Origin of the sequence: Cohaesibacter sp. CAU 1516 (assembly GCF_005771485.1) — a bacterium.
Classification (GTDB): domain Bacteria; phylum Pseudomonadota; class Alphaproteobacteria; order Rhizobiales; family Cohaesibacteraceae; genus Cohaesibacter; species Cohaesibacter intestini.
Window position 1 is genome coordinate 144,801 of record NZ_VANT01000004.1, and the last position, 15,495, is coordinate 160,295.

At 53.9% G+C, this 15,495-nt stretch carries 14 protein-coding genes; 5 read left to right on the forward strand and 9 right to left on the reverse strand.

Going from position 1 to position 15,495, the window contains the following annotated elements; translation table 11 throughout:
- Nucleotides 1–142 precede the first annotated feature (142 nt).
- A complete protein-coding gene (locus tag FDK21_RS12255) occupies nucleotides 143–703 on the reverse strand; it encodes a LemA family protein (protein WP_114009903.1) in 561 nt (186 codons plus the stop codon).
- A gap of 391 nt (nucleotides 704–1,094) precedes the next feature.
- Between FDK21_RS12255 and FDK21_RS12260 the strand changes: the two genes are divergently transcribed.
- The 3 genes from FDK21_RS12260 (at nucleotide 1,095) to FDK21_RS12270 (ending at nucleotide 3,686) form a co-directional block, all read left to right on the forward strand.
- Complete coding sequence (locus FDK21_RS12260) at nucleotides 1,095–2,009, forward strand: ChaN family lipoprotein (RefSeq protein ID WP_171022062.1); 915 nt, start codon at nucleotides 1,095–1,097, stop codon at nucleotides 2,007–2,009.
- Between the two features lie 520 nt (nucleotides 2,010–2,529).
- The gene (locus FDK21_RS12265; protein ID WP_138148727.1) at nucleotides 2,530–2,865 is read left to right on the forward strand and encodes a hypothetical protein; all 336 of its coding nucleotides are present in this window, start codon (nucleotides 2,530–2,532) and stop codon (nucleotides 2,863–2,865) included.
- A 104-nt stretch (nucleotides 2,866–2,969) separates the two neighbouring features.
- The gene (locus FDK21_RS12270; protein WP_138148728.1) at nucleotides 2,970–3,686 is read left to right on the forward strand and encodes a hypothetical protein; all 717 of its coding nucleotides are present in this window, start codon (nucleotides 2,970–2,972) and stop codon (nucleotides 3,684–3,686) included.
- Between the two features lie 14 nt (nucleotides 3,687–3,700).
- Here FDK21_RS12270 and FDK21_RS12275 read toward each other — a convergent pair whose 3' ends face one another.
- From FDK21_RS12275 to FDK21_RS12290, 3 genes are all read right to left on the reverse strand, one after another.
- Nucleotides 3,701–4,072, reverse strand: coding sequence for a hypothetical protein (locus tag FDK21_RS12275; protein ID WP_138148729.1), 372 nt, complete (start codon nucleotides 4,070–4,072; stop codon nucleotides 3,701–3,703).
- A gap of 1,105 nt (nucleotides 4,073–5,177) precedes the next feature.
- Nucleotides 5,178–5,732, reverse strand: a complete 555-nt coding sequence (locus FDK21_RS20940) for a hypothetical protein (protein WP_246657566.1) — start codon at nucleotides 5,730–5,732, stop codon at nucleotides 5,178–5,180.
- Between the two features lie 161 nt (nucleotides 5,733–5,893).
- Nucleotides 5,894–6,832, reverse strand: a complete 939-nt coding sequence (locus FDK21_RS12290) for a glycine--tRNA ligase subunit alpha (protein WP_114009897.1) — start codon at nucleotides 6,830–6,832, stop codon at nucleotides 5,894–5,896.
- Between the two features lie 694 nt (nucleotides 6,833–7,526).
- Between FDK21_RS12290 and FDK21_RS12295 the strand changes: the two genes are divergently transcribed.
- Together FDK21_RS12295 and moaB are read left to right on the forward strand one after the other, a co-directional pair.
- Nucleotides 7,527–8,156 carry a YitT family protein gene (locus FDK21_RS12295; protein ID WP_114010412.1) on the forward strand — a complete coding sequence of 210 codons (630 nt, stop codon included), beginning with the start codon at nucleotides 7,527–7,529 and terminating at the stop codon, nucleotides 8,154–8,156.
- A 118-nt stretch (nucleotides 8,157–8,274) separates the two neighbouring features.
- Complete coding sequence (gene moaB, locus FDK21_RS12300; protein WP_138148730.1) at nucleotides 8,275–8,841, forward strand: molybdenum cofactor biosynthesis protein B; 567 nt, start codon at nucleotides 8,275–8,277, stop codon at nucleotides 8,839–8,841.
- Nucleotides 8,842–8,933: 92 nt separating this feature from the next.
- Here the strand turns inward: moaB and FDK21_RS12305 are convergent, their stop codons facing one another.
- From FDK21_RS12305 to FDK21_RS12325, 5 genes are all read right to left on the reverse strand, one after another.
- A complete protein-coding gene (locus FDK21_RS12305) occupies nucleotides 8,934–9,269 on the reverse strand; it encodes a hypothetical protein (RefSeq protein WP_114009894.1) in 336 nt (111 codons plus the stop codon).
- Between the two features lie 199 nt (nucleotides 9,270–9,468).
- The gene (locus FDK21_RS12310; RefSeq protein ID WP_138148731.1) at nucleotides 9,469–10,290 is read right to left on the reverse strand and encodes a folate-binding protein YgfZ; all 822 of its coding nucleotides are present in this window, start codon (nucleotides 10,288–10,290) and stop codon (nucleotides 9,469–9,471) included.
- A gap of 184 nt (nucleotides 10,291–10,474) precedes the next feature.
- Nucleotides 10,475–11,332 (reverse strand): TIGR01459 family HAD-type hydrolase, encoded by an 858-nt coding sequence (locus tag FDK21_RS12315; protein WP_171022063.1) that lies wholly within the window; start codon nucleotides 11,330–11,332, stop codon nucleotides 10,475–10,477.
- A 231-nt stretch (nucleotides 11,333–11,563) separates the two neighbouring features.
- Nucleotides 11,564–13,531 carry an EAL domain-containing protein gene (locus tag FDK21_RS12320; protein WP_171022064.1) on the reverse strand — a complete coding sequence of 656 codons (1,968 nt, stop codon included), beginning with the start codon at nucleotides 13,529–13,531 and terminating at the stop codon, nucleotides 11,564–11,566.
- A gap of 752 nt (nucleotides 13,532–14,283) precedes the next feature.
- A complete protein-coding gene (locus FDK21_RS12325; RefSeq protein ID WP_138148734.1) occupies nucleotides 14,284–15,459 on the reverse strand; it encodes a PA0069 family radical SAM protein in 1,176 nt (391 codons plus the stop codon).
- Between the last annotated feature and the right edge of the window lie 36 nt (nucleotides 15,460–15,495).

Below are 15,495 nucleotides of genomic sequence, written 5' to 3' on the forward strand. Positions count from 1 at the left end.
CCTCTCCCTGCAAAGGATTATTGACCCGCATTGAGCCAATGCGGACCTGTCAAAAATTCACATTGGCTCGCCCGTCTCGTCCGGCAAAGCAAAATGACAGGCGCAAGGGCCGCAATGCGGATCCTTGCCCCTTTGTTGTGTGTCAGAACTGGACCTGTGGTGTTGCCCGGTCGGCCTCATTTTCCAGTTCAAAATAGTCACGCTTGTAGAATTGGAAAAATTTGGCAATCAGATTGGAAGGGAAAGACTCCACCAGCACATTGAGATTGCGAACGGTACCATTGAAATAGCGGCGCGCGAGCTGGATTTCATCTTCAACGCTCGCCAGTTCCTTCTGCAAATTCTGAAAGCCTTCATTGGCTTTGAGGTCAGGATAATTCTCAGCGACTGCCATCAGATTGACCAACGCCTTGGAGAGATCCCCTTCTGCCTGTGAACGCTCGGCGGCCCCACCGGATGCCGCACCTGCAGCACGGGCACGCATTTCGGTGACCTTTTCCAAAGTCTCACGCTCATGCCCCATATAGCCCTTTACGGTCTCGACCAGATTTGGAATGAGATTGGCCCGCCGTTTCAACTGGACATCGATCCCGGACCAACCCTCATCAGCCATCTGGCGGTTTTTCACCAGCTTGTTGTAGATTGAAACCGCATAGAAGCCCACGAGCACAAGCACGCCTAGCAAGACCCAACTGATGGACATTTCTTTTCTCCCCTTTATTGCATGACCCATTGGGTCAATCGTGCCAAGGAGATTAACGGACACGGAGCAAAGTGCAAGTGACAGTTGACCGACACTCTCAAAACCCTGCAGCGGTTGTCCGAGCGCCTTTCCTTTCGCCGCTTTTCTATGGCATAGATCGGAAATGCGGTTGCCTTCGTATCATAAAAAGCAACATCGGCAAGGAAGGCAAAGCTTGTGGGAAGCACCGTCGGGGAGAGAGAGCATGATCCAGCAAACCAAACAGAGTCACCGTCCACTTTTCAGGTCACACTTCAGGTCGCGTCGCCTTTTCCAGAGAGCCAGCACGGCCTGTCTAGTTATTTTGTCACTGGCATTGTCCACTCTTACCGCCACGACCGGAGAACCTGCCATGTTGCTGGAAGATCATCCACTTGCCGACACGATCTGGTCAGTTGCCACAGGCAAGCAGATCGACAAACAAGCCCTGTTCGAAGCCATCGAGGCCAAGGATTATGTGATGATAGGCGAGAAGCATGACAATCCGCTGCATCACCAAAGGCAGACCATGCTGGTGCGTCATCTGCGAGAGACCGGCGCGAAGGGGCAACTTGTTGCGGAAATGGCCGAACAGCGCCATCAGTCGGCTCTCGACACGACTTCGCCCGACCATCTTGATCAATTGGGTGACGCAATCGAGTGGGAGAAAAGAGGCTGGCCCGCCTGGACCCTCTATCAACCAATTTTTGCCGAGGCCCTAAAGGCGGGTATGGCACTGAAGGCAGGCAACCCGGATCGGGCGACCCTTATGGATGCGGGCAAGGGAGAGGAACTGGACACCGCCTTGCTCAAAGAACTGAGGTGGGAGCGCGATTATGCTCAGCCTCAACGGGATGATCTGCTCGATGAGTTGGTCGATGCCCATTGCGGCATGATGGGTAGGGATGCCATGCAGCCGCTGGTGACCATGCAAAAGCTCAAGGATGCTTTCATGGCCCGTGCCCTGCGTCAGGGGCGAGAGGCAGGCGATGTTGCCATCCTGATTGCCGGCAATGGGCACACCCGCAAGGATCGCGGCGTCGCAATGTTCCTTGACGATGCAGACAAAGTCGTCTCCGTTGCCCTGATCGAAGTGGTCAGAGGTGAGACCGATGCCTCAAGCTACCCCTCCTTTGACCCTGCCCTGTATGATCATGTCTGGTTCACCCCGCGTTTGGATGAAATTGACCCGTGCGAAAAGTTCCGTGCGCAGTTGGAGGCGATGAAGTCCAAAATGAAGGCAAATGGGACAAATGCCGGGGGCAGCAAGGCGGACAAAATCCACTAGCATAGATCGCCAACTCTGTTGGCTCGCCTCCTTGCAGGGCGAAGATCCAATCCTAAGTTGTACAAATGCAAATTAAAAGTTGTGTATAAAATTTCCGCAATTCATGCAAAATTCTCTGCAAATTGCCGTCACCGACACCTTGATTTTCAGACAAACCGGGACTTTTCAGGTGTCAACCTAACTGGGTTCATTCTGTGCAATTTTGGTTGTTGAAACTTTTTTGAAAACCCCTGATTTGCCTCCATATTTCCAAAAACTTCGTCCTTAACGTATTGAAATTTATAATAATTTCAAAATTCAATAAAAACCTTTGGATTTATAGTTTAAATTTATCTCAAACATGTAAATGTGATAATATTCCCATGATTTAGTCTATATTTGTCTAAATTACAGAAAACACGTCTATCTCTTAATATAATATTAATTATTTTTCTTTGACAACGTCTCGATTATTAGCTTTTATCATCTTGCGGCCCAACGAAAATTATAAGGGCACAAATTTTTTTTTGGGAGAACCGATATGACCATTCACACTACCAACCTCGCTTTGGCTGCCGTTCTGGCAGCAGCTACTGTCGCAACCGCCGTTGGCTTTTCGTCCGACGCTGAAGCTCGCACTTTCACGGCCGATCGGCACGTCAACCGTGACAAATGCTACAAAGTGGAAAAAATTCCGCAGCTTATCGAATATGACACAAAGGGCATTTTTGTTCGTGGTGCCAGCCGTTCCTGGTCAGGCAACATGCGCCGGGGTGGTTCCATCGTGACCAACAAGTATAATGACCCGGTCTATATCCGCACTGTTCGCGTGCTTGAAGATCAGCATTACACGCTGATCCCGACCAGCTGCCGTTAATCCATTGACGGCCCCGGGCGCCAGTCTGGTGCCCGGGGCATATGCTCTCGTCCATGCTGCCTGTTCCGGTAGCCGCATCAATCACTGGGTGGAGAGATTTGTTTATGCTTATTTCCCATTTTCATTCCATGACTGCCAAGCTTCATTGCAAGCACATCCCGGCCCTGTTCGCCAATCGGATGAACACCCCACAGCGTGTGAGTTCCTCAACCGAGCGCTCCCCCGTCAAGACCCGCTGGGTTGGTGCGGCTACGCTGTTGTTCGCTGCCTTGGTGATGTTTCCTTCCCCTCAGGCCCTTGCCCAACAGCAAGCCCAAGAAGGTCAGGACGAACCGGACGAGCGCGATCTGAAATTCGCTTTCACAACAACCTTGGGAAGCGATGAAGACGGTGAGCTGGACCCTCAAGACAAGGACATCCCGGATCTGTCCGATGGAGACTTGCTTTCGGGAAGTGACCTATTGAAACGGCTTGACGCCAATGACATATCCCCCGGCACGGCAATGTTGAGGGATCACAGCCTGGCGGCCTATATTCTGCACCCTGTGTCAGGCAAGAGCTTTGAGCTGCAAATCGGAACTTGCAAGGCACTTGACTATGCCACAGGTGAGCCCCCCTATCCGCAGCAAGTCCAATGTGACAAGGATCTCTATTCTTATCGCGCCGGACCGCACGGGGTGGAAATCCTGATCAACAACGAACTCTTCTTCGACATTCCTCTTGATGAGGGGGATTATCGCCTGAACGGCGTCGATGTCACCTTCACAACGCCCCCTTCCGACAAGCCGGGCGAGGATGTGCCAGACAAGCCAAAGGGTTAACGCGCGTTCGGATCTCAATTCTGAAGTGCGATGGCCCAATTGCGCATGGCTTCGGCTTCCGCCGATTCAGATTGGTAGGATGATCTTGCCGTCCCAGATTCCATGGCAGACATGGTTCCGAACAGGGCCAGCACATAATTAGGGATTGGTCGGTAGACAGTCATTGGATGCGGGTCCGGGCTGTAACGGATGAAATCCCCCTTCTGGCAAATTTCATCTTTCGGCAGTCCCTCGATCACCCGCGTGTAGCACCAGGTCGACTTTTGCTTCGTCACTTGAATGTAGGATTCATTCGGCTGGGTGAGCGGCGCTTGGGGACGATCGGGCTTGGTTGCGCAGGCGGACACCAGAATGGCTGCGCCCAGACATGCGGCTTTTGAAGCCACCCTCTTCCAATTTTTGCGCCGCACCGTCACAACATTCGTCTCGCTTTGCACCTGTCCAAGACAGGCCCCGCTCCATTCGGATTCGGGGCATCATGTCTTAACCAGTAGTAAGCAAGTATGGTTAACAAAAGCTTGCATTGTTGCAATTTGCAAGACCATGGCCAAGGTCACAACATTTCAATAAATTCAATTAATTGAATATTAAGACTTTCTAGCCCTTTGGTTCGAAAATTCAAACATTTAAGGGTTCATTCAGCGCATCACCCTATATTGATCGCGCGACTGTTTTTTATCGAGGATCCTTTATCATGCGCTCTCTCATTTTGTGCATTGCCGTTCTTTTTGCATTCTTGGCACCTCAGACAGCCATGTCACAAGACGAGCATAGCTGGATGGTTACGAAGGTGACTGGCTCAGCCTATATCGCCGCCAAGCATGAAAATGCGCAGAGGGTGAAACGCGGCATGATGTTGCGCCCCGGTCAAACGCTTTCAACGCATACAAAAACCCGGATCATGCTCAAAAGGGGCAAGGAACGGATTCAGGTCGGGCCACGCGCAATCATGGCGATCCCGCCCGCGCGGTATAATGAAACGGGCAAGACGACGATCCTGCATCAAAGTGGTCGACTGGACCTGACGGTCAATAAGAGGGATGTCAGACACTTCTCGGTCCGCACTCCATTCCTTGTTGCTGTTGTCAAAGGCACGACCTTTGCTGTGAATGTCAATGGGCGTGGTGCCCGTGTGTCGGTCTCTGAAGGCACGGTTGGCGTGTCAGACCACCAGAGCGGAGAAAGTGCAGACATCACCCGTGGGCAGCAAGCGAGCGTACGTGCGGTGAATGGAACAAGCACAGGGCTGACCTTGAAGGCCGCCACGCCTGCGGCCACAAGAGCATTGAATCTTCGGAAAACCAAGCAGCGTAAATCCAAAGCCAACTTCCGTGCGACCAGAAAAGTTAGCGGTGTCGAGAAAACCCTTGAGCCGGGCAGCCTGAAAACCGCCAAAGCCAGCAAGCAGACTGTTGGGAAAGACAAAGTCTCTCGCAATCTGCGCACCGGCAAGATGACAGCAGCACAAAAACGTGCTGCAGCAAAACGGACTTATGCCGAGCGCGTCAAACAATGGGCGCTTGCCGTACAACAAAATCCACGATTGAGCCTCACACAGAAAAAGTCTGCTGCAGCCAAAGCCGCAAAAGCAGAATCGGCGGCCGCCTCCGCAACAGCAAGCGCGAACTCCAACAGCAATGCCAATTCCAACAGCAAGAGCAACGCGAGCAGCAATGCCAATTCCAACAGCAAGAGCAACGCGAGCAGCAATGCCAGCTCCAACAACAGCAGCAATTCGAGCAATAATTCCAGTTCAAACAGCAGCAACAATTCGAGCAACAATTCCAGCTCAAACAGCAGCAACAACTCGAGTAACAATTCCAGCTCAAACAGCAGCAACAATTCGAGCAACAATTCCAACTCCAACAGCAGCAACAACTCGAGCAATAATTCCAGCTCAAACAGCAGCAACAATTCGAGTAACAATTCCAACTCAAACAGCAGCAACAATTCGAGCAATAATTCCAACTCAAACAGCAGCAACAATTCGAGCAATAATTCCAGCTCAAACAACGGAAAAGGCAATTCCTGACAAAACGCGATCATGATCACATTGTGACCATGTGCACACATCTGAGTGCTAGGCAGGATGCCGTTCATAAAAAAACCGCCCAGCAGGGCGGTTTTTGTCGTTTGTGGGCCGGTGGAATGCGACCAAGCTGCATTGACCAACAGGTAGATACGGCCTCAAATCGCTCTTAGTCTTGTTACCGAGGCTCGTAACCAACGCCGCCCGCTTCGGTCAGCAGGAAGGCTTCGCCGCAGGCCTTGGCCAACTCACGGACGCGCAGAATATAGCTCTGGCGTTCGGTAACCGAAATCACGCCACGGGCATCAAGCAGGTTGAAGAGGTGCGATGCCTTGATGCACTGGTCATAGGCAGGCAACACGCAGAGATGCAGATTGCCATTTGCCCCCTGTGAGAGAATGGCTTTGCATTCTTCTTCCGCGTCCTTGAAATGACGGAAGAGTTTCTCCGTATTGGCATATTCGAAATTGTGGCGGGAATATTCCTGCTCGGCCTGCAGGAAAACATCGCCATACGAAATCTTCTCATCGCCTTCGCGGCCATTATAGTTTAGGTCATAGACGTTATCGACGCCCTGCACATACATGGCGATGCGTTCGAGACCATACGTCAGCTCACCGGCAACCGGGGCGCATTCGATGCCGCAGACCTGCTGGAAATAAGTGAACTGGCTGACTTCCATGCCATCGCACCAGCATTCCCAACCAAGGCCCCAAGCGCCGAGGGTCGGGCTTTCCCAGTCATCCTCGACAAAGCGGATGTCATGCAGGGCACTGTCGATGCCAATGGCTTTCAGCGAGCCAAGATAAAGATCCTGAAGGTCTTTCGGGCTTGGCTTCAGCAACACCTGAAACTGGTAATAATGCTGCAGACGGTTCGGGTTTTCACCATAGCGACCATCGGTTGGGCGGCGCGATGGCTGAACATAGGCAACCTGCCATGGACGCGGCCCAAGGGCACGCAGAGTGGTGGCAGGGTGAAAGGTACCGGCACCGACTTCCATGTCATAGGGCTGGAGAATTGCGCAGCCGTAATCGGCCCAATATTTCTGCAGCGCAAGGATCATGCCCTGAAACGAGCGTTCCGGCTGCATATGGGGGGCTAGAATGTCGGTCATCTTCCTGTCAGTCTCTTATTGCATCATGGTTGCATCAGATTGTTTCGGGCAAAGGCCCGGCTTTGGGGCGGACCCTAATGCAATCGGCAGCAGAAGAAAAGCGGGTTTTTGGTCCTGTTCAGTCATGCTTGCAACAGATGGACGCAATCGCGCAAACAGTTCAAAGAACAATCCCGCACCGCGACATGAATCCGCACCGATTGGCGCACCTCCCTCGACAGCGATAATGCGCCGCTTTTGCGCATGCCAGGCCCCTGATCTCTTTTGGTTTGTGTCGCGTATAAGGCAAGCGGAACCAAGACATCCTGTTCGCTATTGCGTGAAGGGGCCATGCGCGATCAATCCTTTGCGCGCAGGTCTCGGATCCGCCTCCGCACCTTGCGTCGCTGCGCCGGGGCCAACCTGTTCGTCCCCACAATGGGTTCGCCCCTTTCGGCGCACCAGCAGGCCGGGTTCATGACGAGCCTGGCGTGCGGAGGCGGATCTCGTTTCAAGCGCCTTGGCCTTGTCAAACTTGGCTGTCGCGCTCAGGCATGCCGATGCAGGCGCAATTTGCCTGAAATTTCACCTCACTGCACAAAGTCTAATCTGGATATAACATTTTCCCTCTGGCACGATGATAGAAGGACAAATATACCTCTATTTTGCAATTTATCGGACCATACCCACCTTTTTGAAGTAAATGCGAGATGAAATGAGCGCAGTCACCAACACCGAACCTCTGGTCACGCTGGAAAAGCACTCTTTGCTTGAAGATGTTCAGGGTCTTTCTTTCGGCGTGCTGATTGCCGCCGTCGGTCTGGTCTTTCTTACCCAGCTTGGTTTTATCACCGGACAAACCGCAGGTCTGGCCCTGCTGATCTCCTATGTCACCGGGTATGATCTCGGGATTGTCTTCTTTCTGGTCAATCTGCCATTCTACTGGTTCACCTATCAGCGCCTTGGCTGGCGCTTTACGGTCAAATCCGCCCTTTGTGTCGCAGCCTTGTCGGTCTTGATGCAGATTTTACCACCGCTGATGACCTTTGAAACGCTCAATCCCTTCATTGGTACACTCGCCTTTGGAGCGCTGACGGGCACGGGGCTGTTGGCCATCATCCGTCATGAAGGCAGCCTTGGTGGCGCTGGGGCATTGGCGTTGACCGTGCAGGAGGCAACCGGTTTTCGGGCCGGTTATGTCCAGCAATTGTTTGATGTGGGCATTTTCGGCACAGCCCTGTTCCTGCTTCCACTCCATGTGATTGGCTGGTCTTTGTTCGGCTCGATTATCCTCAATGCCATCATTGCCATCAATCACCGCCGGGATCGCTATATCGGGCGGTAAGGTGGCCCTTTCATACGCTTGGCTTCTCTTGACGAAAGACAAGGGGATTTGTCACAAGATCTGCATTATGCTGTCTTCATGACAAGTCTCGCCTTTGTGCCAATCAAGAGAGAGTAGCATGGCCCATACATCCGGCCCCCGTTCCTTCATTCCAATGAATATCGCCATCCTGACCGTGTCCGACACCAGAAGTCTGGCGGATGATAAATCCGGTCAGGTGCTGGTGGATCGCCTGCAGGCGGCCGGACATGCTTTGGCAGACCGGGCAATCGTCAAGGATGATGTCGACGCCATTCAGGCACAGACCAAGGCCTGGATTGCAGACAAAGGCATTGATGTGATCATTTCAACGGGTGGCACGGGCTTCACTGGCCGCGATGTCACGCCAGAAGCCATGATCCCTCTGTTTGAGAAGCAAATGGACGGCTTCTCCTGGCTGCTTCACAAGATTTCCTTTGAGAAGATTGGTACATCGACCATCCAGTCCCGCGCCACGGGCGGGGTTGCCGGTGCGACCTATATTTTCTGCATTCCCGGATCATCGGGGGCCTGCAAGGATGCTTGGGACGGCATTTTCGCCTATCAACTCGATTATCGTCACATGCCGTGCAATTTTGTCGAGATGATGCCGCGCCTTGACGAGCATCTCAAACGCTCCAAGTTGCAGACCAAACCTGAAGCTTAGTGCTTGCGCTTATCCGCTCACTGGCAAAAAAAGAGCGCGCTTCGGGCTTCGAGGCGCGCTTTGTCCTATTGGAATCTGAGGAAGATTTCTCGTCAGGCGACATGTCTCAATTCTGCAGACATGCGACGGATTGCGTCAAAGTCAGACAACACCTGATCCGGCTCCGGATAGCATTCCATCAAGGCGGCTGTCATGGCGATATAGAAGGTATCGACTTCGCTGTCATTGTCGAGATCGCGCAGGATCTGCAGGGCGTCGAGCAAATTCTTGCAGTCGGAATAGCAAGGGCTGCCCGATTGACCAAACCATGCCAGTTTGACATAGGCGGCAAAACGCGGCCCGCACAAGGTTCCGTTGTCAATTTGATGTTTGGCATATGCCGCGATATCTGCGACGAGCAACTCCAATGCCAAGATATCCGATGGCATAATCTGACCCCCAAAGTCGTTCCCCAATAGGGTCAGTTTGCCCGAAACAGTCTTAACAAAAGCTAAAAATTGCGGTCGTTTTATGCTTGGTTAATCATAAAAATACTGCATTCTGCCAAGTGGAACACAACATGACTGCAAGTTATAAAAACATAACCATCCAGAATAGACAGGGTTTTAAACTACAATAATCGCTGCTTTATATAGAGAAATTTGCGTAGCTTGGAACGGAGAATTTCAAACCAATGCCCATTACTTCAATTACTTGACCTTCCTCTAAGGCATCGGCAATCCGATCAAGGCGAACCAGCGCCAGACCTTTGTTGCCCGATACCTGCCCAAGTGTACCGACAGTCTTGCCACCCGCTGTTATCGAGACCTCGGCTGGGGAAGCTGCCGCAGGCAGCGCTTCTGCCCCCTCAACATGCAGCAGCCGCTTGCGCGCAGTGCCGCGATGCTGCATGCGGGAGACAACTTCCTGACCTACATAGCATCCCTTTGCGAAGTCAAGACCGCCGAGACAGTCCAAATTGACATCATGCGGGAAAGCATCGCCAAACTCGAAATCGACACCGGCCTGCGGGATTGCTTCCGCGACAAAACGGGCCTTGAGGTCCTCGTGCCCTCCGTCTGGCTGCCAACCGTCTGCCGGGCCATAAAGGCGCCAGCCAAGGGCCTCTGATCGTGGATCCCGGATGCCATCGGGTTGCGGCTCGAAGCTATAGCCAACGCGATCCTCAAGAAGATCAATTGCAATGGCCGAGCGCAGACGATAGAGGGTCATTTTCTTGATGAAGTCTTCGACCACGCGCCCGTCAAGATCAAACAGAAAGCCATCAGGCAGGCGCGTGACAAGAAAATCGAACAGGATCTTCCCTTGCGGTGTCAGCAAGGCACCATAGCCTGCTTCGCCCGCAGTGATTTTGTCGAGATTGGTCGTGATCAATCGCTGCAACAGGGCCTCGGTGTCAGCGCCCGTCATGCGCACCAGTTTGCGGTCTTCTAGAAGGGTGATGGACATGGACACTTTCCTCTATGGAACAAGGCAGGAACTGCTGGGTAGGCCAGATGCGGAAGGATGAAAGCCCGAGCACAAGCGAACGGCCGCGATAGCCAGCCGACCCATCTCAGATAGGCAGCCTTGTGTGGATGCACAAGGTTGCAGTTGCCGGCGGCTGGCATTGCAAGGTCGGAGTGAGGTGCGATTACCAGATCAACCGGGGCATATAACCGACGGTCTCGACATCTTCATGGTCGAGGCGATGCTGGACCCGCTCATGATCAGGTGCATCAGGATCACCAAACATCTGGGCGTGGATCCCTGAGGTGATAAAGAGGGCATCGATCTTCTGATAATGTCCACCGCGCAGGTCGGTTGGCACCGAATCCCCGATGGCCAGAATGTCAGCCTTGTCGATTGCGGACCCGGCTGCTTTGTCCAGTGCCGCCCGCGCGGCGTCATAGATTGCGGCTTCCGGCTTCCCGGCCTGCATTGTTTCCCCGCCATAGGCTTCAAAACGACCGGCCAGCGATCCGGCGCAATAGATCAGTGTGTTACCACGATCAACCACCCGGTCCGGATTGGCGCAAATCATCGGCAGCTGGCGCTTGGCAAGATTCTTGAGCAAATCATCATAATCATCCGGCGTTTCCTTGGTGTCGTCAAACAGACCGGTGCAACAAATCATTTCGGCTTCTTCTTGCGCGACCAGCGACAGGCCCAAGCCTTCATAGAGTGGCAAATCGCGTTCAGGTCCCAGATGGTAGAGCTTGGTCTTGCCACTATCCACCAGCATTTTGCGGGTAATATCCCCCGAGGTCACCAAGTCGTCGTAACTGTCACGCCCCACACCCAGTTGTTCGAGCTGGGCGGCGATAGGAGCCGACGGGCGTGGCGCGTTGGTAATGAGAACGACCTTGCCGCCACTTTCACGATAACGCGTCAGTGCATCGACCGCGCCTGTAAAGGGTGTCACCCCGTTGTGAACGACGCCCCAGATATCTGACAGGATGCCTTTATAGCGCGGTGCGATTTCGGACAGACCGTTAAGACGGGACGACATGACAGACCCCATGGCTTTGGACACTGGAAAACAGGACGGATCAAAAATAGTTTGACAGGCAATGACAGCGTCTTGCTGAACACTTCTCCCCTCTCCCTTTTGCTAGGTCAAGAGGCAGGGGCGTCAAAACACAGGATAAGCTTGTTTTGCAGCCACTGAGCGAAAGGACCGGGGCAGGCCAAGGCCCATACACAGGCCCTTACAGCTTTTGGATGAGTGGGGTCGGTTTCTTTAACGGATGAGACGTTCGAAACCAGCGCCACCACCGCTTGCATCGGGGCGTGAGTCACGGGTCTGCTGGTCGCGGGCAGGCTGATTGCCCAGATCCAGAAACTGACCACGATCTGTGCTGGTCTTCACGCCATAGTCATCGGAGACCGGCAGCCGATCGGGCGCTGCAGAGGCGCGTTGGCCATTGGCTGCACCGGGCAACGACTGACCAGAGCGAGCGGGCCCGTCATCCATCAAACCAGCGGCTTCGGCCAGCACATTGCGGAAATGGTCGCGCGTGCTGGAATTCTGACCGCCCTCCCGCTTTGCCATGGCACGTAAGGCCTGAGCGACACGAGGATTGTCACCCAGTCGACGCTGACTGGCTTCAGAGTCCGGCGTCGGCATGGGGGCCTGTTGGGCCTGAAGCGCTTGAGGCTGAGCGACGGCTCCATTCGTCAGGCGCTCGTTCACTTGCCCCGCACCCCTTGGACCCTCGCCTCTTTGAGCATCGTTCCTTTGACCATGCACCCGGACAGGGGGACTATCACCGACACGCGCACCGACCGCTTGAGATCGATTGTCGGATGTCCCGCCATCCCCGCCACTGCCAGCTCCCTTGACCGCTTTGGCCGGTGCGAAATGATTGCCTTGAGCCAGCTGGACATTGAAGTCGATCAGGCCGACCAACATGCTTTCGGTTTCCACATGGGTAACCACCAAATCGATCCCCTTGCGGGCCAGAACACGGGAAAAATCGGCAGGATGGATGTCGAGCCCGTGGCCGACATCGCGGCTGGTGAGGATCGGCGCGGCGATTTTGGCAAAGCGCACCCCTTTGCGGGCGAATTTATCAAAGTCCGCATTCAGCGTTGTCATTTGATCGACCGAGAAACGGAAGCCCATCGAGCGCAGCAGTTGCAGGGTTTCGTCTTCCAGAACGCCAAACGCGTTCATGTCAGCGAGGGAGAATTCCAGAATGACATGTTCGGCCAAATCTCTGTTCTGTTCGAACAGGCCACGCAACTGGGCAAAGAAGTCACCATCCGCCAGACTTGCCAGCGCCAGATTGCAAAAGCAATCGACCATATGCCCCCGGTCGGCCAGCCGCCGCTGCATGCGGAAGGTTTCGTTGATGGCAAGACGGTCGAGCATTGGCAGGAAGCCATTCTTGCGGCAGACCGGCAGGAAGATGTCTGGCGTGAGCAGACTGCCATCCTCCGACCGCAGACGGGCAAGCGCTTCATAATATTGTGGCTTGCGCATGGGCAGCGTGACGATCGGCTGCATGAACATCTCGATCTGCCCCAATGCCAGTGCACGTCGTACGGCGGCCTCATCTTCAGGCCGGATTACTTCTTCTTCCGGTTCCGGCATTTGATCTTCGGGATAGCCGTAAGGCGCTGTCCCCATGTCATGGGCACTCGGCTGGGACGGTCTTGGATGAGATGCAGGCCCCTCGGAGAAAGACGCCGCCCGTTCGGATTGCTGCGGCATCGCACGGACGGATGAGCGCAGCAGGCTTTCCAGCTCCTGAACCGAGTGTTTGGCGGACTGGACAGTGGCATTGATTGCTTCGACCTTGCTATCACCTTCCTGCACCCGTTCATCCAACTCGGCGCAACTTTCCGCCAGTTGCTTGACCAGCGAGCCGATGATATCGAGCTCCGCCAGCACCGGCTCGATGTCTCGATTGACCCGTTCATCGAGATCGCTTTCCAGACGGTGGGCCAATTCGCGGACATCCTGAACCTCTTTGGTCAGGGTTAGCTTGAGGCGCGTCAGGTCATCCATCTGCTCTTCGATCATCATCCGATCGCGCACGCGGCTGATCTGATAGTGGACGAGCAGAAGGGTGAGCAGAATACCGAAGGCAACCGGTGAGGCTTCCGGGATGGAAAGGCCAAACCGGAAATACAACATCGCGCCAACAGAGGTGGAGATCGCAACCATACAAACGGCGATGAATATGGCTCCAAGCCTTTGCATTTGCTCTGCTCCAGTTCGGCATGACACTGCCATGCATTTGGATTCTCGGATTAATTTTCCGATGGCTGCAACATTTCAAGCCACCAGATCTCATCCGAACGCGACGACTGTCCTGATGTTTGACCGGTTTTATGGATCACGACAATCAACAACATGCCCGACGAATCAAGCATTTGACCTATCCTTAACCTAATCCGTGGCGCTGAGATGTAAAAGAGCTCTCGCGCCGGGTGTGGGCTATTTACGCCGATTGGCCAGCCTTTCACCCATGAGTGCAGACAATTTCACACCCATGCAGGGCGCATCTCGGCATGAGGGGGGCAGGAGACAGCCAATCAATTGGGAAAGAAAAGGCTGCCCTGCCTGATCAAAATTGGCGGAGATCAGAACAGGGCAGCGTTAGGCGCGATGACAGGAAGGCCATCGTCATCGCGCAGCAGGAACGATGCGGCGGGTTCCTGCTATGCTTTTCGAATACCAGTCCAAAGACTCAGGCTTCGAATTGTGACATTTGCTTAAACAAATAGTTAACCAAAATCAATTTGGGAAAATTGGAGTTTCATCAAAATCAACGGCCATCCAACGAATTTTAAACGTCAGTGTAAAAAACCTCCGATTTTTCCGTTACCTACATGCTTACCTCACATGAAAAAACATGGAAGAAATGGTGGAAACTTTGATATTTGCGCCGTTTCGGGTGCTGTTGCGGGCTTTTGGCACCTCCCTTGCCTGATCGAATCAAGTCATAGCTCCTAAAAAAGGGACAATTGGGCAACCTCGCATTCCGGTGGCTTGAAATGCTTGAGCGCCAAACGGGTGCGGCGCGTGGCATAGCCGAGATTGCGACACGCGACTGCCATGCGCTTGTGCAGGATATCTGCATAGGGACCATTGCCACGCATCCGATGACCAGAACGGCTGTCATAGTCCTTGCCGCCGCGCATTGAGCGCAGCACATTCATCACATGGCGATAGCGATCTGGGTAATGCTTCAACAGCCATTCCTGAAACAGGGCATTCACTTCATTTGGCAAGCGCAGAAGAATGGTGCCCGCTTCACGAGCGCCAGCATCATAGGCAGCGGCTAGAATGGCTTCCACTTCCTCATCATTGAGTGCCGGAATGATGGGCGCCACCATGACACAGGTCGGAATGCCCGCCTCGGACAGTTTCTCAATCGCTTCAAGACGCTTTTGCGGGCTGGCTGCTCGTGGTTCCAGACGGCGGGACAAGGTGTTGTCCAGTGATGTTACCGATAAGGCGACCTTGACCAGATTGCGTTCATTAAGTGCTTTCAAGCGGTCGAGATCCCGCAGGATCAGGTTCGACTTGGTCACGATGCCAACCGGATGGCCCGTTTCGATCAACACATCCAGAATGGCTGGCATCAATTGATAGCGTCGCTCGATGGGTTGATAAGGATCGGTGTTGGTGCCGATAGCGATGGCCTTGGGGCGATAGCCGGGTGCCGACAATTCCTTGCGCAGCTGCGTTGCCGCTTCGGGTTTGGCGAATAATTTTGTTTCAAAATCGAGCCCGGCGGACAGGCCCATATAGGCGTGGGTCGGGCGGGCAAAACAATAGACGCAGCCATGCTCGCAGCCCCGATAGGGGTTGATCGAGCGATCAAAGGATATGTCGGGCGAGTCGTTGCGGGTGATGATGGTGCGCGACTTTTCCTCCTGCACACTGGTGCGCAGCGGTGGCAGCTCCTCCTCGTCAAAATCCACATTCCAGCCATCATCAACCGCCTCGCGCTGATAGGGCTCGAACCGCCCTGCCCGATTGGAGCGCGTGCCGCGCCCCTTGACGCGACGGCCATTGTGGCGATCTGGATCGACCTGAAAGCCGACGAACGGGTCAGCATCTTCAGTGACATCCAATTGTGCATTGGAACGGCGGGTTGCCATGTCCCTTCTCTCCCTCATGACGATGGTGCCACCGCACCTCTGGTTGCTCGGTCG